The organism is Lunatimonas lonarensis (genome assembly GCF_000390185.1).
Classification (GTDB): domain Bacteria; phylum Bacteroidota; class Bacteroidia; order Cytophagales; family Cyclobacteriaceae; genus Lunatimonas; species Lunatimonas lonarensis.
In genome coordinates, this window is record NZ_AQHR01000088.1 from 249,914 (window position 1) to 271,435 (window position 21,522).

At 46.7% G+C, this 21,522-nt stretch carries 20 protein-coding genes; 12 read left to right on the forward strand and 8 right to left on the reverse strand.

Translation table 11 applies throughout. The features are described from left to right. Nucleotides 1–242: 242 nt before the first annotated feature. Nucleotides 243–1,724 carry a hypothetical protein gene (locus ADIS_RS15375; RefSeq protein WP_010855538.1) on the forward strand — a complete coding sequence of 494 codons (1,482 nt, stop codon included), beginning with the start codon at nucleotides 243–245 and terminating at the stop codon, nucleotides 1,722–1,724. Nucleotides 1,725–1,903: 179 nt separating this feature from the next. On the opposite strand, the gene ADIS_RS15380 is transcribed toward ADIS_RS15375, so the two are convergent. Both ADIS_RS15380 and ADIS_RS15385 read right to left on the reverse strand, forming a co-directional pair. Further along, a complete protein-coding gene (locus tag ADIS_RS15380; RefSeq protein ID WP_010855540.1) occupies nucleotides 1,904–3,508 on the reverse strand; it encodes a SusD/RagB family nutrient-binding outer membrane lipoprotein in 1,605 nt (534 codons plus the stop codon). 19 nt (nucleotides 3,509–3,527) lie between these two features. Next, on the reverse strand, nucleotides 3,528–6,752 hold the full coding sequence (locus ADIS_RS15385; RefSeq protein WP_035806284.1) for a SusC/RagA family TonB-linked outer membrane protein: 3,225 nt from the start codon (nucleotides 6,750–6,752) through the stop codon (nucleotides 3,528–3,530). Nucleotides 6,753–7,232: 480 nt separating this feature from the next. Here ADIS_RS15385 and ADIS_RS15390 point away from each other — a divergent pair, with 480 nt between their 5' ends. From ADIS_RS15390 to ADIS_RS15410, 5 genes are all read left to right on the forward strand, one after another. Beyond that, a complete protein-coding gene (locus tag ADIS_RS15390; RefSeq protein ID WP_010855542.1) occupies nucleotides 7,233–7,907 on the forward strand; it encodes a YggS family pyridoxal phosphate-dependent enzyme in 675 nt (224 codons plus the stop codon). Between the two features lie 3 nt (nucleotides 7,908–7,910). Next, the gene (locus ADIS_RS15395; RefSeq protein WP_010855543.1) at nucleotides 7,911–8,294 is read left to right on the forward strand and encodes a DUF423 domain-containing protein; all 384 of its coding nucleotides are present in this window, start codon (nucleotides 7,911–7,913) and stop codon (nucleotides 8,292–8,294) included. Between the two features lie 29 nt (nucleotides 8,295–8,323). Next, the gene (locus ADIS_RS15400) at nucleotides 8,324–9,619 is read left to right on the forward strand and encodes a D-alanyl-D-alanine carboxypeptidase/D-alanyl-D-alanine-endopeptidase (protein WP_010855544.1); all 1,296 of its coding nucleotides are present in this window, start codon (nucleotides 8,324–8,326) and stop codon (nucleotides 9,617–9,619) included. Nucleotides 9,620–9,647: 28 nt separating this feature from the next. Beyond that, nucleotides 9,648–10,691, forward strand: coding sequence for a S66 peptidase family protein (locus ADIS_RS15405; protein WP_010855545.1), 1,044 nt, complete (start codon nucleotides 9,648–9,650; stop codon nucleotides 10,689–10,691). Nucleotides 10,692–10,768: 77 nt separating this feature from the next. Continuing rightward, nucleotides 10,769–11,572 carry an SGNH/GDSL hydrolase family protein gene (locus tag ADIS_RS15410; protein ID WP_010855546.1) on the forward strand — a complete coding sequence of 268 codons (804 nt, stop codon included), beginning with the start codon at nucleotides 10,769–10,771 and terminating at the stop codon, nucleotides 11,570–11,572. 35 nt (nucleotides 11,573–11,607) lie between these two features. On the opposite strand, the gene ADIS_RS15415 is transcribed toward ADIS_RS15410, so the two are convergent. Together ADIS_RS15415 and ADIS_RS15420 are read right to left on the reverse strand one after the other, a co-directional pair. Continuing rightward, complete coding sequence (locus tag ADIS_RS15415) at nucleotides 11,608–12,009, reverse strand: DUF1573 domain-containing protein (RefSeq protein ID WP_010855547.1); 402 nt, start codon at nucleotides 12,007–12,009, stop codon at nucleotides 11,608–11,610. A 15-nt stretch (nucleotides 12,010–12,024) separates the two neighbouring features. Then, nucleotides 12,025–13,371: an ATP-dependent DNA helicase gene (locus ADIS_RS15420; RefSeq protein ID WP_010855548.1), complete on the reverse strand. Its 1,347-nt coding sequence runs from the start codon at nucleotides 13,369–13,371 to the stop codon at nucleotides 12,025–12,027. Between the two features lie 118 nt (nucleotides 13,372–13,489). Between ADIS_RS15420 and ADIS_RS15425 the strand changes: the two genes are divergently transcribed. From ADIS_RS15425 to coaD, 4 genes are all read left to right on the forward strand, one after another. After that, complete coding sequence (locus tag ADIS_RS15425; RefSeq protein ID WP_010855549.1) at nucleotides 13,490–13,993, forward strand: NUDIX domain-containing protein; 504 nt, start codon at nucleotides 13,490–13,492, stop codon at nucleotides 13,991–13,993. Between the two features lie 61 nt (nucleotides 13,994–14,054). Beyond that, on the forward strand, nucleotides 14,055–14,636 hold the full coding sequence (locus ADIS_RS15430) for a hypothetical protein (protein WP_010855550.1): 582 nt from the start codon (nucleotides 14,055–14,057) through the stop codon (nucleotides 14,634–14,636). A 3-nt stretch (nucleotides 14,637–14,639) separates the two neighbouring features. Further along, nucleotides 14,640–15,473: a DUF3822 family protein gene (locus tag ADIS_RS15435; protein ID WP_010855551.1), complete on the forward strand. Its 834-nt coding sequence runs from the start codon at nucleotides 14,640–14,642 to the stop codon at nucleotides 15,471–15,473. A 6-nt stretch (nucleotides 15,474–15,479) separates the two neighbouring features. Beyond that, complete coding sequence (coaD, locus tag ADIS_RS15440; RefSeq protein WP_035806290.1) at nucleotides 15,480–15,935, forward strand: pantetheine-phosphate adenylyltransferase; 456 nt, start codon at nucleotides 15,480–15,482, stop codon at nucleotides 15,933–15,935. Here the strand turns inward: coaD and ADIS_RS15445 are convergent. Then, a complete protein-coding gene (locus tag ADIS_RS15445) occupies nucleotides 15,923–16,615 on the reverse strand; it encodes an NUDIX hydrolase (RefSeq protein ID WP_035806292.1) in 693 nt (230 codons plus the stop codon). The genes coaD and ADIS_RS15445 overlap by 13 nt on opposite strands. Before the next feature lie 83 nt (nucleotides 16,616–16,698). Between ADIS_RS15445 and pyrE the strand changes: the two genes are divergently transcribed. Continuing rightward, nucleotides 16,699–17,343, forward strand: coding sequence for an orotate phosphoribosyltransferase (gene pyrE, locus ADIS_RS15450; RefSeq protein WP_010855554.1), 645 nt, complete (start codon nucleotides 16,699–16,701; stop codon nucleotides 17,341–17,343). A gap of 19 nt (nucleotides 17,344–17,362) precedes the next feature. Here the strand turns inward: pyrE and ADIS_RS15455 are convergent, their stop codons facing one another. The 3 genes from ADIS_RS15455 to ADIS_RS15465 all read right to left on the reverse strand — a co-directional run bounded on the left by ADIS_RS15455 (nucleotide 17,363) and on the right by ADIS_RS15465 (nucleotide 19,998). Next, on the reverse strand, nucleotides 17,363–18,136 hold the full coding sequence (locus tag ADIS_RS15455; protein ID WP_010855555.1) for a TIGR02757 family protein: 774 nt from the start codon (nucleotides 18,134–18,136) through the stop codon (nucleotides 17,363–17,365). Beyond that, nucleotides 18,133–18,690: a hypothetical protein gene (locus ADIS_RS15460; RefSeq protein ID WP_035806295.1), complete on the reverse strand. Its 558-nt coding sequence runs from the start codon at nucleotides 18,688–18,690 to the stop codon at nucleotides 18,133–18,135. Before ADIS_RS15460 ends, ADIS_RS15455 begins: the two co-directional genes overlap by 4 nt. A gap of 108 nt (nucleotides 18,691–18,798) precedes the next feature. After that, nucleotides 18,799–19,998 carry a LysM peptidoglycan-binding domain-containing protein gene (locus ADIS_RS15465; protein WP_010855557.1) on the reverse strand — a complete coding sequence of 400 codons (1,200 nt, stop codon included), beginning with the start codon at nucleotides 19,996–19,998 and terminating at the stop codon, nucleotides 18,799–18,801. Nucleotides 19,999–20,138: 140 nt separating this feature from the next. Here ADIS_RS15465 and ADIS_RS15470 point away from each other — a divergent pair, with 140 nt between their 5' ends. Further along, a complete protein-coding gene (locus ADIS_RS15470) occupies nucleotides 20,139–21,512 on the forward strand; it encodes an NfeD family protein (RefSeq protein ID WP_035806297.1) in 1,374 nt (457 codons plus the stop codon). The last annotated feature ends 10 nt before the right edge of the window (nucleotides 21,513–21,522 follow it).

The window sequence follows — 21,522 nt, forward strand, 5'->3', positions numbered from 1 at the left end:
TAAGATAGGTAAATCTAAGAGATTAATACCTTTCTACCAACTAAAAAACCGGTCTAGTGCTTCAAAATCGACACGCTTTTCCAAACCAAAACTGCTGTGAAATCCCAAATAATGCATTATCTTCCCAAGCCAAGAGTGCATCTGCCCTATCCGCCCTCATCCAGTAAACCGCCATGGAAAAAAGACACCATTCTCGCCCTAATTCTTGCGGGATCCATTCCCTAAACCTTTTCATTTTTTCCATGGCCCTAGTGCTTTGTGTCCAGTGCAAACAGAAAAAACAAAGCGAACTGATTTGGGAAACCAGCTTCCAACAGATAGGTTCTCAATCCTCTCCCCGCTCAATAGACCTAAATCAGGATGGCATACTGGATTTTGTGATGGGAGCGGGAAAAAACGAGTTTCAGGAAACCGATCACGGAGTGATCGCCATAAATGGAAAGGATGGCTCGCTTCTCTGGGCACACGGTGCATCCGATCAGATATATGGGTCTGCGACATTCCACGACATAACCGGCGATGGGATTCCGGATATATTCATCGGTGGAAGATCCTGCGAGTTTAGAGCGATTGACGGGAAATCGGGAAAACTGCTATGGAAATTTGGGCTGAACTACGCCGATCATCCGATCCTTCAGTATGCCCGATTCAACTTCAACCATTCGGTGCAGGTACCGGACCAAAATGGAAACGGCTATCCTGAACTCCTGCTCTCAAACGGGGGAAATTACGAAGCCCTACCCTATATGACAGAAAACCGATTCCCTGCCGTTATACTTGTTTTGGATTCCAAGACAGGAGAGGTGCTCGCCGCAGACACCGTGCCCGACGGACAGGAAACCTATATGACCCCCCTGGCATTTCAAAGCCCCGACAATGGAGAGTGGATGGTACTTTTTGGAACAGGCGGAGAAACCCTGGACGGATCCCTGTACCTTGCCAAACTTACCGATTTGATGTCCAACGACCTCAGCAAGGCGGAAAGAATCGCCTCCGAAGAAGGACATGGATTTATTGCGCCACCATCCCTAGCTGACCTCAACCGGGACGGATACCTAGACATCATTGCTATCTCTCATGGCAGCTCGGTTTTTGCGATTGACGGCAAAACCCGACGAACTATCTGGAAACAATCGATACCGAATACGGAGTGTAGCAACAGTTTTGCAGTCGGCTTTTTTACTGACGACGATATACCAGACTTCTTTACGTTCGTGAGCAAGGGAGTCTGGCCTGAAAACACCGGCTCTGTCCAAGTAATGATCGATGGGGAATCGGGCGAAATCACCTTCATGTCCGAAATAGGATGTACGGGTTTCTCTTCTCCCATTGCCACTGATCTCAACTATGACGGTCGTGATGAAGTAATCTTAAGCATCAATGAGTTTGACTGCAACCGCTTTATCGGAGACCAAACTTCCTTTCCGATCGTTAATCGACTCATAGGAATTGATTTTAAAAACGGGGAAATCTTTACCCTAGACCAAACCCAAGGCATGAAAAACATCTTTACAACCCCATGGGTCGGTGACATGGATGGTGATGGATTTGTAGACTTGGTGCACTGTCAATACTTCAGCCATTCAGACTTGCTGTCGTTTTTGGGAATGCGTATCAAGCGCATCGATCTCCCGATCAAAACAAAGAAGCTTCCCGCTTGGGGTGCTTACATGGGGCGCAATGGAGACGGTATATTTCGGAACTCCTATTTAAACCGCCGATAGGCATACCCTTTTACTTGATTTTATAGGCTTAAAACTGCTCGAAGCCTTGCTCCAAAAAGCAGGCCTTTCAGAGCGATCAGCGTATTTTTCGTCGATTGTGTCTTCTGGGAGATCAAAAAAATAAAGAGGCTGTCCATCAAGACAGCCTCTTTGTTAATGAATCCAATGAAGCGCGGAATTTAGTTGCCTCCGTCCCACCAAACCCTTGTGGTAAATAAATCGGGAAGTGTGGCACCGGTTTGGAAGTTAGCATTGGCAGCCACCTCATAAGCTGGGTATCGCAACTTCCGCATGATCACGCCGTTCGTTACACCGGCCGGATGGTTAGTGGGGGTCAAAACCGGATAGCCTGTCCTTCTCCAATCCGACCAGGCCTCCCACCAGTTGAAGAACTTGCTCACCCAGAGTTGTTCCCCAATCATCTGCAAGGCCGGCTTTCCGACACCATAGGGATGCCGCTGTAAATACGCATCTACCTGAGCATCTGTAACTACCAAGGACTCATCGAAGGGGGTATACATCTGCATGGCAGCCTTTACACCAGCTTCGTAATGCCCTCTAGCAGTTCCTGAAATACCGGATCCGATACCCCTTTCCAAGGCTTCCGCCATCAAAAAGTGGGATTCAGCAGCATTCATTAACATGTAGGGATCATCTCGCTGTAGCATCAAAAAATTAATTCGGGAATAGGTAGCTACTTGATCTACCGTGCGTCCTTCCAGTTCATCCAAACCAGCTGCGTCGTATCCATTGGGCATGCCCTTTTGTTCAAGAGGATCCGTATTGGTCGGGATCCATGCGTTTGCTGTCCATTGTGCAATACCTCCGCTTAGGATCATCAGCCTCGGATCCACCTCGTCTGCTGTGGTTGCACCTGCCTTCAGCCAGTCTACGAGCGTTTTGCTCAAGAAGCTGGGTTGTCCACCATCACCGGGATAAAACGCTCTTGATATACCGTTTTGGTTGATCCAAACACTGGGACCTTCGGACATTGGAACCCATGCATTATCCGCATTGGTCATCATTACACCTCCGGCTACTGCCTTTGTCACGTATTCAGCAGCAAGCTGGGGAGCTACATTGGAAGCCCGCATCGCCAATCGAAGCATAAGGGAGTACCCAAACTTTTTCCATTTTGCGATATCGCCGTTGAAAATGATATCTGCGGTGGAAAACCCTTCATTCGGATTGGTAGCGCTCATGGCAGCTGTAGCCTCCTCCAGCTCCTTCAGTAAGGCCGGATAGATATCCGATTGCTTGTCGTATTTGGGAAAAAACACACCGTCCATTCCTTTCAGTGCTTCGAAATAGGGGATATTTCCATAGAAGTCTGTAAGGCGATGAAAATTCAACACCCATAAGATACGGGCAGCATTTCTCATATTCACCTTATTTCCTTCATCGTACCCACCGGGACCTGTTTGACGAAGTACCTCCGAAATATTCTTCAACGCATCACCGTAGAAAAACTCAAAGGGTGCATTGCTGGACTCAAAGTTTTCGGTGTATTTATCGCCGGGTGCTATTCCTCCTCCTGCATTGGCCAATTGCTGGATCAAATACGCTCCCATACCAATGTTAGTTCTCCAATCGATGTACCTGTTATCTCCGGCTGATCCGCCAGATGCAGACCCCAAAGCTGCCGCCGTAAAGATGAAATTCAAATCGATCTGGGTGACTGCCTGCGGATTTATATTCAAGTTATGCAGGTTTTCTGTGTCGCAACCTACCATTGGGATCAGCGCAACCAAGACAAACAAAATGGCTTTATTAATCAGTTTCATAATGCTCTAGTTTTTAGATTTAAAACGTAGCTCTCAGGTTGAATCCATACGTACGGGTCTGGGGCATGCCAAAGTAATCCAAGCCCTGGCCATTTCCAGAGGAATATGCCGATTCAGGATCCACGTTTTCAATGTTTTTCCAAAGAATGGAAAGGTTCCTTCCGACAAATGAGAGACCCAACGTGTTAAACGGGGTTTTCTCTACGATCCTTCTCGGGAAATTATAGCCGAACGTGATCTGCCTTAACTTGGCGAAGGATCCGTCGTAGATGAAATGATCCTGTACGCGATCTCCCATACGTCCCCAGTAATTGACTGCCTCTCCCGGAGTAAGGGTCTTCGTAAAAGGAACGTACACCGGCTGTCCATTGGAATTGACACCTTCCTGAACTACCCCGGTCACGGTCAGCGGCTCTTCGCCTGGTCGACCAGCCAAACTTTGCTTATGCAATCCCCACTGAGTCAATCGCAGGTTGGTTCCAGAATAGATATCCCCGCCGATTCGGAAGTCTACAAGTGCAGAGAGATTAAACCCTTTAAATGTGATACTATTGTTGATGCCTCCGGTAAAATCAGCAATACCATTACCAATCACTTCCATTTGATCAGATTGGACGGGTGCACCGTTTGGCTCAAAAATGGGCTGGCCATCGGGCGTTCTCTTCTGTACCCATCCGGCAAGCACCCCGAAAGGCTGATCTACCCGATGTTGTACAAATACAGTCCTTGTTCTGGGCTCTTCCACATTTAGCAACTCTGTACCCTCTATCAATGACAGCACCCGGTTACGGTTTCTGGCTATATTGAACGAAACATCCCAGGTCAGTTTTGAATTCTGTATCGGCGTACCAGTCAACAATACCTCGATGCCACGGTTCCTCATTCTACCCAAATTCACCAGGGTCGACCCAAAGCCGGAAGTACGTGAAATCTGGGCATTCAGCTGATCCTCAGAGCTGAGCTGACTGTAGTACGTAAAATCAAGGCCTAACCGATTACGCAAAAACCGGACATCAAATCCAACCTCTGTTTCTGTGGACAGCAGCGGAACCAAGAATGGGTTGGGAATGGTGCCTGCATTGCCCTGTGCGGTAGCAAAAGACGCCATGGGAACGTTTTGCCCGGCAAAATTCACCGCAGGAGCTCCCAACAGCGAATACACATTCAGCGTCTGATACGGCCCCACTGTGGAGTTACCTACCCTCGCCCAAGAAGACCTAACCTTTCCAAAACTCAACCAAGTGGGCAGCTCGGTCATTGCATCCGAGAACACAAAGGATCCTCCGATAGAGGGGTAAAGTACGCTGTTGGACGCCGGATTGAGTGTAGAAAACCAGTCCTGACGAGCCGTAGCTGTGATAAACAAGAAGTTGTTGTAGCTGAATTCCGCAGACCCAAAAACTGAGTTGATCCCCCACTCGGAAAAGCCATACCCGTAGTTTCGAACCACCGCATTATTGATCGCGTGGAAGAAGGGCACATTGAAACGCTGACCGTTTGCGGAAATGGTTTCGTCCTTACGTCGCATCCAATTGGATCCTAGAAACGCATTTACCCCAAATTTTCCAAACTCCCTACTGTAGCCCAACATGGACTCCAGGTTGATTTCGCTCACGGTACGATTTCCTTCAGAGATATTCCCGCCCCTATCGTAGCCGGTTCCTTGAGGAGTAAGGCTCGAAAACCGTCTTACAAACCAGTCCATACCGGCCCTTCCGGTTATATACAAGTGATCGGTGATATTGTACTTCATGGAACCGGACGTGATTATCCTATCCCTGATATCATTGACCGAAAGCTGATAGGTGGAGAAATACGGGTTCTGACCCCATGGGTTGTTGGTCATCAGGTATTCCTCGTTTTCGGCAAACCCCCATACCGCCAACAAAGCCGGATCTGTTCCGGGGGCAATGGTACCAAGTCGGTTCGGATTTCCCCTACCCCACTCTATATTCACATTGGGCGGCAGGGCGAAGATCGATTGAAAGGCATTACCCGGAGAGTCGGAAAGGCGGGGTCGGTTTTTGGTATTCTCGTTTGAGTACAAGACCTTGGCGTCAAAGGTAAGTCTTTTGCCAAATTTGCCCGACGTAGACATAGACATATTAATCCGATCAAAGCCTGCATTAGGAATTACTGAGGTGCTGCGCAAGTCAGTTAAGTTAAACCGGAAGGTCTGTGTGTCGCTGCCACCCGATAAGGAAATGCTGTTGGTAAATGCCTGTCCGGTCTCATAAAAACGACTCCAGTTGTCACCAGCATGCACATAGGGCCTTTCTACCCCATCAAAATACATGGCGGTACCTGAACCCAAACGCTCTCCCCAAGCTTGTGTACCCCAGTCATAGGCCTGACGTACGGTCGTGGGACGCACAAAGGCACCGGTTGCCTGAGGACCTTGAAATCTACCGGATCCGAAGGTGGTCTGAAGATCCGTCTGATCATTAATCCGCTCGAATACAGCATTTGAGTTAAATTCAACTCCAATTCCTTTCCGAGAAGTTCCCCTTTTGGTGGTGATCAAGATAACTCCATTGGCTGCCCTGGATCCATATAAGGCAGCCGCACTCGCACCTTTAAGAACCGACATAGACTCAATATCGTCCGGGTTCACGCTGGTCATACCATCTCCCCCATCGGAGCCACCCCAAACGCCAGCTTGTCCAAAGTTAGTATTGTCCATGGGAACACCATCAACCACATATAGCGGCTGGTTATTGCCCTGCAACGACGTGTTACCACGAATAATTACACGGGAAGAGCCAGCCGGTCCAGAAGCCACGTTGGTCACGTTCACCCCGGCTACACGACCCGCCAACTGATTGGCCAGATTATTTTCCCTCGCCTGGGTAAACTCTTCACCGCCGACTTGGGTAATGGAATACTGCAACGCTTTCACATTACGCTCAATACCCAACGCAGTTACCACTACCTCACTAAGCTCAGAGGCATCCTCCTGCATCACCAGATTTATGGTGGTGCGGTTTCCCACAGTCTGTTCAACAGTCTGAAAGCCAAGGTAAGAAAAGACCAGTACTGTCTCTCCTCCCGGCACATTCAAACTATACCTGCCATCCACATCGGTAGCTGTACCTGTAGATGTGCCTTTGATCAGGACCGATACACCCGGCAAAGGGCTGTTATCGGCCTGGTCGGTGACCCTACCAGAGATGGTCTGGGCCTGAAGTGCCATGCCCAGCGACGTCAGCATTGCCAGGCAGGTCATTAGTAATCGTTTTTTCATAACGGATCATTTTGGTTTAATTTGAAACATTTGTCGGTTTTCGATATAAATTAACTAACACTACCATTTTACACTAACGGAAATTCCATCTGCCTGACCTTTGAATATATAATATAAAATTTTATTTCGAATTGCCAAACAATGCAGTATTATGTTTTAATTACAAAGAATAGCGACTAATAAAAACTTCGAAAGTTAAGGTTTTTAGAATTAAAAAAAATAGGTTAACGGTTTTTTTTACCTCTTTCAATTAAAAAAATTTTATGAACGGAAAAGCCTTTGCGTAAAATATCCGGTAAACTTTTAAAAGTATTATTCAATTAAATCTATGCTATATCTTAACTCTGCACCGACAACACCCAAGGTATCTTATTGATTTATCCGATTTTAATCCTGTCAATTTTCTACACATAAAAAGATATACACCTATCTTTGCAAAAGGCGAAAACACCTAGAATAAATCTCGCAATCCCCCGAAACATGAGCATTCAAGAAAACCTTAACCAAATCAAAAGAACCTTCAAAAAAGAAGACTGCCTATTGGTTGCCGTGAGCAAAACCCAGCCAATAACGGCTATTCAAGAAGCTTACGATGCCGGGATTCGCGATTTTGGCGAGAACAAAGTGCAGGAATTGGCCGAAAAGGCACCTCAATTGCCTACCGACATCCGATGGCACATGATAGGTCACCTGCAGCGAAACAAAGTAAAATACATCGCTTCTTTCATTCACCTTATTCATGGGGTGGACTCGCTGAATCTATTGACACAGATCGATAAAGAAGCAAAAAAAACCAAACGGGTCATTACCTGCCTCCTTCAGGTGCATATTGCTACCGAAGAAACCAAGTTCGGATTAGACCCCGCAGAACTGAAGGCCATCCTGCTGGGGCCCGAGCTTCCAAACCTCTCAAATATCCGAATTGCCGGACTCATGGGAATGGCTACGTTTACCGATGATGAAAAGACCATCCGATCTGAATTTGCAGGGCTTCGCGCGCTTCGGGACTCCTTTCAATCGGAAAATTTACCTGCAAACGTAAGCTTGGAGGAGCTAAGCATGGGAATGAGCGGTGACTACATGATAGCCCAAGAAGAGGGTAGCACCCTCGTGCGAATAGGAAGTGCTATTTTTGGTGAGAGAAAATATACGTAAGCCATGTCTATAAAACACATTGTACAAACAGCAGCCCTGCTAGGTGCCCTAGCGGTAGGAATCGGCGCATTCGGCGCCCACGGCCTCGCGGAGATATTGCAGGCGCAAGGTAGATCGGACACCTTCGAAACCGCTGTTAAGTATCATTTTTACCACAGCTTGGCCGCACTGATCTGTGCTTCCATTGCCCTCCGTTTTCCTGCCATTCGTCAGTGGAGGCAGGCAGCACTGTTTTTTTTCGTAGGAATCTTGATTTTCTCGGGCTCACTTTACGTATTGTCTCTTACGGGAATCACTTGGCTGGGAGCCATCACGCCTTTGGGGGGAGTTGCTTTCATCCTGGGCTGGTGCTGGATCGCCTGGGGAGGATCCCAACTAGACCAGTGATCAACAATCGCTAAACCGAATTATTCTGAATGGGCATCAAAACGATTTCGATTTTTGTCATAACCTTTTTCATCTACACCTCGTTGCTCGCTCAGTCACCAAGAGAGAGGTACAGGGAGCTGGATGGATTGATAGGTCAAAACTCATTCTTCAACAACCACCTGACAGGCTTCCTGCTGTATGACCTGGATAGCCAAACAGTACAATTTGAAAAAAACAGCCACCTGTATTTTATTCCCGCCTCCACCACCAAGATCCTTACGTTTTTTGCCTCACTATTGGTGCTGGGAGATAGCACAACGCTACTTAGGTATTTGCCCAAAGGGAATGATGTCGTCATCTGGGGAACAGGAGACCCTTCGCTCTACTACCCCGCCGCTGGCATACCGAAACCAAAAATTGACCCGTTTCTAGCCCGCTACAAAGAAATCTTCTTCTCCGACCACAACTGGAAAGACGAAGCATTTGGATACGGCTGGCAATGGGATGACTATAATTTCGCCTACTCCGCCGAAAAATCACCACTGCCGCTTTATGGCAATTTGGTAACGGCAATAAACGTGAACAACCGTCCGCACCTAAGCCCCTCTTTGTTCAGTGTCTACCAAAGTGACAAAAATGTGCGCAACGTCACTAGGGAATGGCGTTCAAATGATTTTTTCTACAATCCAAAAACCTACAATGGCATGCGTGCGCAGGTACCATTTATTACCTCCCAAAAGACCTTTGTCAACTTGGCAAGCCTGGAATGGGGCAAGGTAGTTCATGCGTCAAAAGACCCTCTTCCCCCTAATCATTTTGTACTAAAAGGTGTACCTACACGTACACTTTACAAGGAAATGATGCTTGAAAGTGACAATTTCATCGCCGAGCAATTGTTGCTTCAGGTATCAGACGAAGTTTTTCGGGAATTAAATACCGAGAAGACAATTGAGTACATTCAAAAAACCTACCTGATGGACCTGCCTGACAAGCCACAGTGGGTAGATGGTTCCGGCCTTTCCAGACATAATCTGATAACTCCCCGATCGCTTGTAACGGTGCTGGAAAAAATCTACCGATTACTGCCGGACGAAGAAATTGCCCAGATTTTTCCGGTAGGCGGCCGAACGGGCACACTCAAAAATAACTATTATGCTCCCACCCCTTACGTAATCGCCAAAACTGGCACCGTAAGCAATAACCATAGTCTAGCAGGGTTTATAAAAACGCGGAGCAACAAAACCTATGCCTTTGCACTGATGAACAACAACTACCCCTACCGTGCTACGGCTGTCCGAAGGGAAATCGAAAAAGTCTTACTTTATATCCGGGATAATTTTTAATTTCAATCCCGAACCAAAAACCACCGCCATGAACAAAAGAAATTTTATGAAAAGCCTGCTGATGGCCGGGAGCGTCCTGCCGTTTGTAGGACATAGATCGTTCGCCAGCTCTTATGAAATCCCTGCAAAGTTGTTCCCCGCTCCACTCAAAAAGGGTGACCTGGTAGGATTGATCAGCCCCTCAGCCGCCACACCCGAAAAAATCCTGATCACTTTTGCCACCGAAGCACTGGAAGCACTCGGGTTTCGTGTCAAGGCAGGGCCCAACCTCTTTAACCGAAGAGGACACCTGGCCGGCACAGATGCAGAACGGGCTGCAGATCTGAACGCCATGTTTTCGGATCCGGAGATAAAAGCCGTGATATGCCTTCGAGGAGGTTCCGGAGCCGCCAGGATACTGCCTTTGATCGATTACGAGGCGATCCGGAGAAACCCCAAGCCCTTATTGGGATACAGCGACATCACGGCACTCCACCACGCCATCTACGCAAAAACCGGCCTGATCACCTTCCACGGGCCAAACGGTACCGGAAGCTGGAACAGCTTCAACGTGCGTCAATTTGAAAAGATCTTTTTCGAACGTGAACTCCTGACATGGGAAAATGAATTGGTGGAGGAAGATGATCTTGTTATCAAAAAAAACCGGATTCAAACCATCCGCGGCGGAACGGCGGAGGGAATTTTGTTTGGAGGTAACCTGACGGTTCTTACAGCCATTGCCGGATCCCCGTACCTTGCGGACTTCCGAGACAAAATCCTATTTCTGGAAGATATTGGCGAAGAACCTTACCGGATTGACCGTATGATGAGCACACTGAAACTCATGGGCGCGCTGGACCAGATCCGGGGATTCATATTTGGTCAGTGTACAGATTGTGACCCCTCCTCTGGCTACGGCAATCTTAACTTAGACCAGATTTTCGACGACTACATTCTACCCCTAGGCATCCCCGCCTACCGGGGTGCCATGATCGGACATGTGCCAAAACAGTTTATCTTGCCGATGGGCGCTAGCATCACCCTAGATGCAGATGCCGGCAATTTTAAACTAAACGAACGGATATTTAGCTAATGGGTATCTCTGTTTGCTTTTACTACTCGAAACTCTTGGCTGGATTTGAATTAATTGAAAAACACCTGTAAACTTCTATGGATGGTTTTGGTTACCCCACCATGTCCTCCTTCTTCCTTAAAGAAATTATTCATCCCCTAAAAACAGTCGTACTGCTTTCCTTGCTGGTATTCCTATGGATTTCATGCAGCGATGGCAGGTTATCAATCATGGAAGATACACCCATTCATCCATCTCAAAAGAGAAGCCTCCCGTTTCGGACTGGACCAATATCGTATTTGGCACTGGGCGATTCCTATACCATTGGTCAGGGTGTTGCGCCATCACAGAACTTCCCAAGTCTCCTAACCTCAAAATTGAAAAAAAGGGAGATTGAGATAAATCCCCCCCTAATCATTGCCACGACCGGATGGACTACACAGGACTTGCTAAAGGGAATCCGGGAAGCCGACCTGGACAATAAACAGTTTGATTTGGTGACGCTATTAATCGGAGTAAACAATCAATACAGGGGGCAATCACTTGATGATTATGGGAAGGATTTTACCGAACTACTGGAGAAATCGTTGAGATTGGTCGGAAGTGAAAAAGAAAGGGTCATTGTCATTTCGATCCCTGACTGGGGAGTGACGCCCTATGCCACTTCGTTGGGGCGTGATAAGACGAAAATTGCATTGGAAATCGACCTTTTTAACGAGAAAAAGAATTCATTGACCGAAGCTTTGGGCGTCAGGTATTTGGACATAACTACAGAATACCGTTCGCTGGGCCATATGGAGCAATACCTTGCAGGCGACGACCTACATCCGAGCGAAAAAGTATATGACCGATGGTCGGAAATGCTGCTGGAAATAATCTTGAATGAAATGAATCTCAGGTAAGCCCACGGAAAGCGATGGGATTACCTGAGAACATGCTACCTTGTTCCTTTAGGAAGCACATTAGATATCAACGACACCTTTTCGATAGGTTCTGAGGCGTTGGAATAAATCCTGACCACCGAATTCTGCTTTCCCATTTTACCCGCTGAATTGAAGGAGACCTTGATTTCTCCCCCCTGACCCGGGGCAATAGGTTCCTTTGGCCAAGCAGGAACGGTACACCCGCAGGTGGCAGCTACGTTTGAGATAATCAACGGTGTTTTACCCGTATTTTCAAACTTGAACACATGCTGTACCTTATCCCCTTGGGTAATATTGCCAAAATCAACAGAGGATTCCTGAAAGGAAATCACCGGTGTTTCGGCCGACCTTTCCTGTGCATGAACAGTCATTGCCATCAGTATTCCGACGAACAACAAATAAGCTATCTTCTTCATATTTTCAAATTGTGGTTAATCCAACTCCTCTACGCTTTTAAGGAAAAACTTTCCGTGAAAGTTCACCATAAACAACACTTCTTTTGCTCGGGTCATGGCCGTATAAAGCCAACGGATGTACTGTCGATCCAACTGCTGATCGGTGAGATAACCTTGATCCACAAAAACGGCATCCCACTGTCCACCTTGGGATTTATGGCAAGTCAATGCGTAGGCAAACTTTACCTGCAGGGCATTGAGATAGGGATCTTTCTTCAACGACTCCCTAAGCTCCTTTTTGCCCGACACGTCTTGGTAGTCCATAGACACCTCTCGATAAAGTCTACTCCATTCCTCCTGCCCTAATGAAGGCGAAGTGCTATACAATGTATCCAGAATGATCTTTGCTTCGAAATAGGGCTCATCTGGATAATCAATTAGCCTCAGTTCCAACGTAGCAAACCTTAGGCCATACAGTTCCTCAAAGGAACGGATTTTTAAAATCTCCACAAAATCCCCGTTTGCCAAAAAGCTTATCCGATCCGAATCGGCCATGTAGGTGTAGTTGTTTTTAACAATCATTAACCTATCCCCTGCGGAGATCTCATCCTCAAAAAAATGGATCGTTCGTCTAATGTACTGATTGTACTGAACCGCCGCCTTATTGGAACGGGTCACTATCACTGTACTGTCCAGGCCAAAGGTATCGTAGGCATACCTCAATCCATCTTCCAGGCGTTCTCCGTTCATACGAAAAAAATCCTTGAAGGATCTAGAATAAAACCTAATTGTTGGTTCCTTTTTTGCAAGTTCATTTCTCAGCCTGGTCGCATTATAGAGAATGCCAGAATCCATTTGCTGCCTGGTCACCTCTGTAAACTGCACCTCCTCAACCGTAAGCCCAAAGTGTCGGACTAGATAATGTCTATCCAATGCCGGACTATGTTCGCTTCCGACAGGCGGAAGCTGAGCCTCGTCACCTATGAGCAGTAATCGATTGGAGTCGTGCTGAAAAACAAACAGCGCCAAATCCCGAAGCAGAAAGTTGGAGGTCCCGCTGTCGTCCGCCAACATTGATGCTTCGTCAACGATAAACAAGGTCTGCTGATAGTAGTTCTTTTGAAGCTCAAAGCCTCCTCCGGAAGAAGCCCCGTCTTCACTGGGCCGATAAATTATCTTGTGTATGGTAAATCCGGTTTTGCCTGCATATCCGCTCATTACCTTGGCCGCCCTACCGGTAGGGGCCATCATCAGTGACCGCATGTTTAGGCGGGGCAGTGCTTTTACCAGCGCAGCAACCACCGAAGTTTTCCCCGTGCCGGCATAGCCCTTTAATACGAAGGCAGACTTAGGTACAACCTCTTCCCCCAGAAATCTGTCCATAAGGTGGAAGAAACGCTCTTGACTGGCAGTGGGCCGATGGGGAAAATATTTTCGAATGTGGACAGATGGCTTTTGCAACGCGTTATATTTACGGAACAGACACGAATCTAAGGGGAATATGCCTAACATAAAAAAAGAAATTGAGGAGAAATTTGGAAACCGGCTACGTACCAGGGTGAATGGAATCTTGGTCAGGGACAACAAAATACTCATGATCAAACACCGCATGGGTGAAGGCAGATTTTTTTGGAACGTACCGGGCGGAGGCATGAAGTATGGCAGCAGCGCACCCGAAAACTTGATAAGGGAATTTAAAGAGGAAACCGGGCTCCACATACAGGTGGATGAATACCTATTTCTCCACGAGTTTCTCGAGCCTCCCCTTCATGCCATCGAGCTATACTTTGCGGTGTCGGTGGTAGGAGGCAAACTGGAATTGGGAAAAGATCCCGAACTGGATGGCAATAGCCAACTGATCAGCGAAATTCAGTTCCTTGGAGTAGATGACATAGAAAAAATCAGCAACAAAGAAAAACATGCCATGTTCTGGGGAATAAAATCTGCGGATGACCTAGGAAAATGGAAAGGATATTTTAATTTTGGAAATAAATGCATAAACTAGCATCTTATTAAAAACCATCAAATCTTTAAATCATATTAACAGACGTTAAAATCAATCAAAAATGAATCTGACCAGAATTTTATCCGTCGTCTTCCTATTGGGTGCACTTGGATTAGGGTACAAACTTTATTTGGGAGTGGACGAAGTAGTGGAAGAAGAGAAAAGACTTGCTCGTACAGAAGCCAGGATTATCGAAAAACTCCAGATGCTCCGTGATGCGCAGATCGCCTACCGAGGGGCAAAAGGTCAGTATGCCGGAAGCTGGGAAGAGTTAAGGGATTACATCAGTGATGGTGACATTTTCATAGTGGTGAGAAAAGAAACCACCAAGCTGTTGGATTATGGTAAGGAAGAGATTACCGTTACCTTCGATACACTTGGTTCTGTTAACGTAATGGATTCCTTGTTTAACGAACGAAAGTATCCAGATTTCAACTTGGAAACCCTGAATGTGGTACCTGGATCCGGTGGAAAAACCTTTGAGTTCTTCACCGACAAAATCGAAAGAAGCGGGCGTGAAATCGCCGTATTTGAAATTAGGGATCCTGCTCCCATCAACCCGGCAAGAAGGAAGAACAACAATGAAAAGGCACTCCGCGTGGGCTCTAGAGTCGATGCCTCTACCTCGGGTAACTGGGAATAAACCTTGGCTAATAGCGGAAAATATATCCTGAGTAAATTTCATGGCGATAAACTGGATCTCGATGAGGTATCCGGTTTATCGCTTTTCTTGTTTACCAGGAATCTGATTGTATTGGCCAAAAATGAATCCAAAAGAATTGCTGCGGTCAATCTATATTCATTTCAGGAGCGATCGGACTTAAACAATATCATCGACGAAGATCCGCTTATAAACTCACCCAATACCTCCGGACGACTTTACCTTCACAACGGTTGCTTCATTTTGGTGCCTCAATCCCTTTTTGACCCTTCCCATTGCGACGCATACCTTAACTTACACACGTCCTTCATTCCATCAGAGATGGAAGTGTTTTACGATGGTGTTCATGGCAATAGCATCCAAGTGGTTGGATGCGCAGAGAAGGAGTTGCTATCGGCCTTGGACACGGCACTCCCTGATTTAGATGTTTCCTCGGGGGCTACTGTCTATCTTTCTTTTCTCCTGGATAGCTTCACCCCGTCCAACGAGCAAGAACTTGTTTTAATGCCCTCTCTAGGGTCATTGTATGTTGGTGCTTTTCAATCCGGAAAGTTGGTCTTATTCAATCATTTCCCCATACATACGGAACAAGACCTAATGAAATACCTCTTCTCGACGGTTAAAACACTTGGCTTTGACCAACAGACGATACAGGCGTGGATTATAGGGGATTTGGCCCATGTATTTGGTTCGACAGAACAGCTACAGCCGTTTTTCAATCGCCTTGACCATATGGCCACTCCGGAGACCCTTCTCTACGAGCCAGGCGCCATCGAGTTTCAAAAATCCGGTCTACTTGAAGCCTACTGGGGCCATTAACGTTCAATTATGAAGACTGCACTGTTTCCAGGTTCCTTTGACCCTTTTACCAAAGGGCATCACGACATTGTGCTGCGCGGACTAAACCTGTTCGATGAAATCATCATATCTATTGGACATAATACGACCAAAAAGACCCGCTATTTCGAGGTGGATTTCATGGTAGACAAAATCGAAAAACTGTATCAAAATCACCCCAATGTCCGGGTGGTTCTCTACAACGAACTCACTTCTTCGCTTGCCAAACGAGAGGGGGCAAATTACCTGCTCCGGGGATTGAGAAACACTACGGACTTTGAGTACGAGAACACCATCAGTCAGATGAACCGGTACCTCAACGAGGAGCTTGAAACGGTTTTCTTGATCACATCCCCACAATTCGCAGCAATTTCCTCCACCATCATTCGGGAGGTTCACCGCTATGGAGGCGATGTATCTGAATTTTTACCCTACGACATCTGAAGCACTTTGGGGCAGGACTTCAAAAAACGCTTATACAGGTATCGCATCGATGGATAGGAATTCACTAGGGCAATTTTGGCTTCCTGATGCGTCATCCATCGGATATCGTCTATACCCTCCTCTACCTGAGGGGCCATTTCCGAATCCTTCACGCATTCCATCGAGTACCAATAGGTCTTTTTAAGGATATTCTTCCGGTTTTGGGTATACGTATGCCACGTTTTACCTATAGGTGCCTTTAACCTGACCTTAAGGCCACACTCCTCCTCCACTTCCCGAATGGCACACGCTTCCGGGGTTTCTTTTTTCTCAAACTTACCTTTGGGAAAATCCCATTTACCAAGACGATGGATAAAAAGTATTTTATCATCCTCTTTCGTAACCACTCCACCCGCTGCCTTTACTATGTAAAACCTGCTCTTGATGAATTCCTGCAACTCCTCTTTGATCCCACTGACAACCGTAATACTGTCCAGTTTTTTCAACTTCCGGGTACGAAGAAGATAGAGCAGCTTCACTATGATCTCACGGGAGGGGTTAATGATCAACACATCGTCAAACAACCCGGTAAAATGGGGCAAATCCTCTGGTTTGTCGTAAATGACTTCAAAGGTACGGTTGGTCTGTAATTCTGACGGGGAACAAAGCTCCAAAGGCTTGTCGTTGATAAAAATCTTCATTGCCCAAGCAAGTTTTTTCAAAAATGCACTTTTTTTTTACCCCTCACAACCTTGGTTAAAAATTTATACCATAATTTTGATCCATGGAATTAGAACAAGTGAATACTTCGGAGAAAATCGCCCAATACTTACTGGAAATCAATGCCATCCGATTAAAACCCAATGATCCCTTCACTTGGGCCTCGGGCTGGAAATCCCCCATTTATTGCGATAACCGCCTCGCTCTTTCTTATCCCAAAGTTCGGAGTTATATCAAAGACGCCATTGTGGCTGTGGTCAGTGAACACTTCGCCGAGGCGGAGGCAATCGCCGGGGTAGCTACCGCCGGAATACCACAAGGTGCCCTCACAGCAGACGCATTGAACTTACCGTTTCTCTACGTTCGCTCCAAGCCGAAGGGGCACGGTATGGAAAATATGATCGAAGGAAAAGTCACCCCCGGACAGCGGGTGGTCGTTATTGAGGATTTGGTGTCTACGGGCGGAAGTTCGTTAAAAGCAGTCGAAGACCTTCGGGCGGCCGGATTTGTGGTTATGGGCATGGTCTGCATCTTTACCTATGGGTTTGACATAGCCAGGGAGAATTTTGAAAAAGCCGGTGTCAAGTTAATCTCACTGAGCGATTATGAGCATATGCTACCAAATGCCGTCAAAAACGCCTATGTATCCGCAGAGGACCTCGCAACCTTGGGGCAATGGAGGCAAGACCCTGCCAATTGGAAACAGTGACGAACATTCACTGTTTCCGTTAGAATTTTTCAATCACACCTAATCCAAAAAGTGCGAAATCGTACTTAACAGGGTCCTGTGGATCCAATAGCCGAAGATTGGCCGTAAGTTCTTGGGCTGTTAGCCAATCCGTCTGCTTTCGTTGGATCAGCCCCAGCTTTCTAGCGACCCGGTCTACGTGCAGATCACAGGGGCAAACTAGCTGGTAGGGCTTGATCTTTCTCCAGATCCCAAAATCCACCCCTCGCCCGTCGTCCCTGACCATCCAGCGCAAAAACATATTGATTCGCTTACACGCTGCCTTCCTTGCGGGTGTCGCCACATGCTTTTTTGTCCTTGCAGGGGCATCCTCCAAACTAAAAAAATATTCGTGGAAGCCAGTCAGAAGCCTTTCCATGACATCCACTTCCCCGGACCAAGCCAATGTGAACGCATCCTCCAAGCTCTCATGCTTCCCATATAGGAACTTGAAAAAAGCAATGAAATACAGAGTGTCTACGTCGTTGAAGGTTCGGTGCTTAAAGGCTAAAAACGGCCTCAAATCCTGCTCACTATGGTGAAGAATGAAGTCATGAGGGCTATTGTCCATCCACTCCAATAGCTGGAAGCTTTTTTGAATGATGGTTTTCCGCTGCCCCCACGCTAATGTGGCGGCAAAGAAGCCGGCAATTTCAATATCCTGCTTTTTGGTAAACTGGTGGGGTACAACGATGGGATCCGAAGGGATAAAAGCTGGTTGGTTAAATTCCAACACTTTCTCCTCTAGAAATTCCCGCAGGTTTTCTAAAATCATCCTGCAATGGAAACTTTCACCTCCCCACCCTGAATTCCATCAAACCACTTAAAATACAAAAAGTCATCAGTCTTCTCCGAAAGATGCCAATCAAAGCATTTGACATTGGTGAGCTTAGTCAGCTTATCATCGTCAGGATTATATAAGCAGATGTCAAAATCGGGAATTTCCTTGATATCAGTAGTGTTCCATTTTTCTACGATCAACCCCTCGTCCAAAACCTTTACCTTCTTGCCGAAAATAAAATCCTCGATTATCGAAGGTATGCCGTCTCTACGCCTGAAATGATAACAGTTGGGGCCGAAAATAATCTGCTTGTACAGTTTGCCTTCCAATAGGTCGGACTCATTGCTCATCTGCTCCCATCCACTGTTCACCACCTCCTTCACCTTGGACTTACTTAGTCTGCTTAGCAGTGTGGAAATCCATGAAAAGAACATTGTCACTGTGACGAACAAAACGCCAAAGGTAGCCAACACAGGATAGGAGATTATAAAGATTGCGTTCCAAATGAATTTAAATACGTGATGGAACAGTAACTGAATTTTATTCATTAGTAGGTAGTCAACTGCTCAAAATTAATTGATAATCAACAAATAACCAAAAAGTGACCATCATGAACGAACCGAGCGAGCCAAACAAAAACCAAAGCTTCTGCTGTATTAGTAGGAAATCTCAACCGGAAAACGTGGGTTCACCGCCTTTAGCTGATCATACGCCGCTTTGGATACTTTTATGAGCAATCTGGAATTATCTCCAGTATTGGGCAGGGTGCCTACCACTCTCGCAAATATTGTCACGTCGTTGTCTTCGTTTCGTATTCTCATGATGGTGCCTACCGGAGCGTTTCTATGGAGAACCAGGTATTTTTTGTGATTTCCTGTTCCCTCAATTACCTCAGCCTGCCCTGTTTCTTTAACATTTTTGAAAGCAGTGGATTCTGCCTCTGCCGTCGACCCCGCACCTGATGAAGTGGAAGCCGGAGGAGATGAGACGGTATTGGAGGCACTAGAAGTGCCTGCATCCGGGGCTGGAAGCCTGGTAACAGGTATACTGGCACCTGTTTCCCGGCCTACTTTAAGAACTTGGCCCACCGAAAGGTTATTTGATGAAAGCGCGTTCCAAGTGATTAGATCCTCTACCTTGGCCTGATGGGTCTGTGCAATAGAAAAGAGGGTCTCCCCTTGGGAAACGGTATGGGATTTCCATCCGCCTACACTGGATGTAGCGGGAGCTGGAGGCGGGGAAGCGGATGAGACATTCCTTTCCGGGCGAGATGAGGGTTTCTCCTCCGCTACAGCCACTACTTCTTCCCTTTTGGGCTTGGACTCCGTCCTGGCGGCTTCACCTCTTTTCGGTTGTGCAACTGCCACTTTTTGGTCTGCCAAGGCCACCGTTTCTTGAATTTGCTGCGTCACCGGATCAGCCACTTCTTGGTTGACTCCCTTGATCACCAATGCCTGGCCTACACTCAAATCTGCGCCTTGTAATTTATTCCACTCCTGAATATCCTGTACACTCACGCCATGCTTTCGGGAAATGCCAAAAAGCGTTTCACCAGGTTGGACATTATACAATATAGCTCCCTCAGGGATTGCTTCTTTCTCCACAAATGGTACCAAAATCCGCTGTCCGATTTTGAGTCCATCCTTGAGCACTTCGTTATTTTGAACAATGTCACTAACGGGCGTATTATATCGACGGGAGATCCCAAAAATAGTCTCTTGGGGTGCCACTTGGTGAACGATATACGTCTTTCCCCCTATCCTTTCAACACCGATGGAATCTACAGGAATCAAATTTTCCGCCCAAGACAGGGTGGTTATAATACTAAAAACAGACAGTAACAGATACCTTCTCATGCCCTAATGCTGGTTTTGTGTATGCTAATTTTGATCCTAATGCAAAGTTCAACTTTATTTTTTCAATTGCAACTGAGCCCATGACCAATTAGGCCATTCAGGGATTTTATATGTATATTCAACCCCAAATAGCCATGACTATGAATCGACAACACGTTTTGCTGATTATCATTATTTTTTTCGTCCTACTGGGCCTACATGCCTATGGTAACGAAAATGAGCGTGAGACGGACAAAAAAAAGGTGTTCGTTTTTGAACTGAAGAGTGACATTGACCCAAGAACCAACCGGAAGGTCAAACTGGCAATGGCGGAGGCAGAGAAAATATACGCTGACCTGATTATCATCCACATGGACACCTATGGTGGTGCCGTCAAGGACGCAGATGATATCCGTACCATGATCCTTGAGTCCAAGATTCCAGTCTATTCCTTCATTGACAAAGACGCCGCTTCAGCGGGTGCATTGATTTCCATTGCATGCGACAGTATTTACATGGCACCGGGTGGAAGTATAGGTGCTGCTACCGTTGTAGTTGGCGGTACAGGTGAAGCCGCCCCCGATAAGTACCAATCCTACATGAGGTCTATGATGCGGAGCACGGCCGAAGCGCGGGGCAGGGATCCTAAAATCGCCGAGGCGATGGTAGACGAAAAAATTGAGATACCAGGAATTACCAAGGAAGGAGAAGTATTGACCTTTACGGTGTCAGAAGCCATTGCCAACAATTTTTGCGAAGCCCAAGTGTCCACAATCGCTGATCTCCTATCGCATATTGGATGGGAGAATCACGAGCTGGTTGAGTACGAGCCTTCCTCTGTGGAGGATATCATATCCATTTTTCTAAACCCGGTTGTCAGCGGCTTCTTGATCCTAATTATTTTTGCCGGCATCTACTTTGAATTGCAGACTCCCGGCATTGGCTTTCCCATTTTGGCAAGCGTCATCGCTATCATCCTCTATTTTATACCCTATTACCTCACCGGGCTTGCGGCCAACTGGGAAATAGCGGTGTTTATCCTTGGCGTCATCTTCCTCTTGATTGAGATTTTTGTCCTACCCGGATTTGGCATTTTTGGGGTATTGGGAATTCTGGGGATCCTCACAGGACTAACTTTGGGCATGCTGCCAAACGATCTCTTTGATTTTACCTTTGTAGCATCAGGAAAACTGTTTACTGCGCTTCTCACGGTGCTTTTATCGGCGATTACTGCCACCATTTTACTGTTCACCATTATGCCAAAGGTAAATTCTTGGAAGGCATTTAGTCGGATCTCCTTGGCCACCACTCAACAACGCGCGGACGGCTTCACTTCTTCTATTTATTCCATCGATCTGGTGGGCAAAGAGGGTGTCGCTCATACCCGTCTGCTTCCTAGTGGCAAGATCCTAGTAGACGACGAACTATATGACGCATATTCCCGTGGGGAGTTTATAGACAGGGGAGATCGGGTCAAAATCATCAGTGCGGAGGGGACGTCGCTCCGAGTGAGAAAGATTGATCCCATTACGTAAAACAGATGCT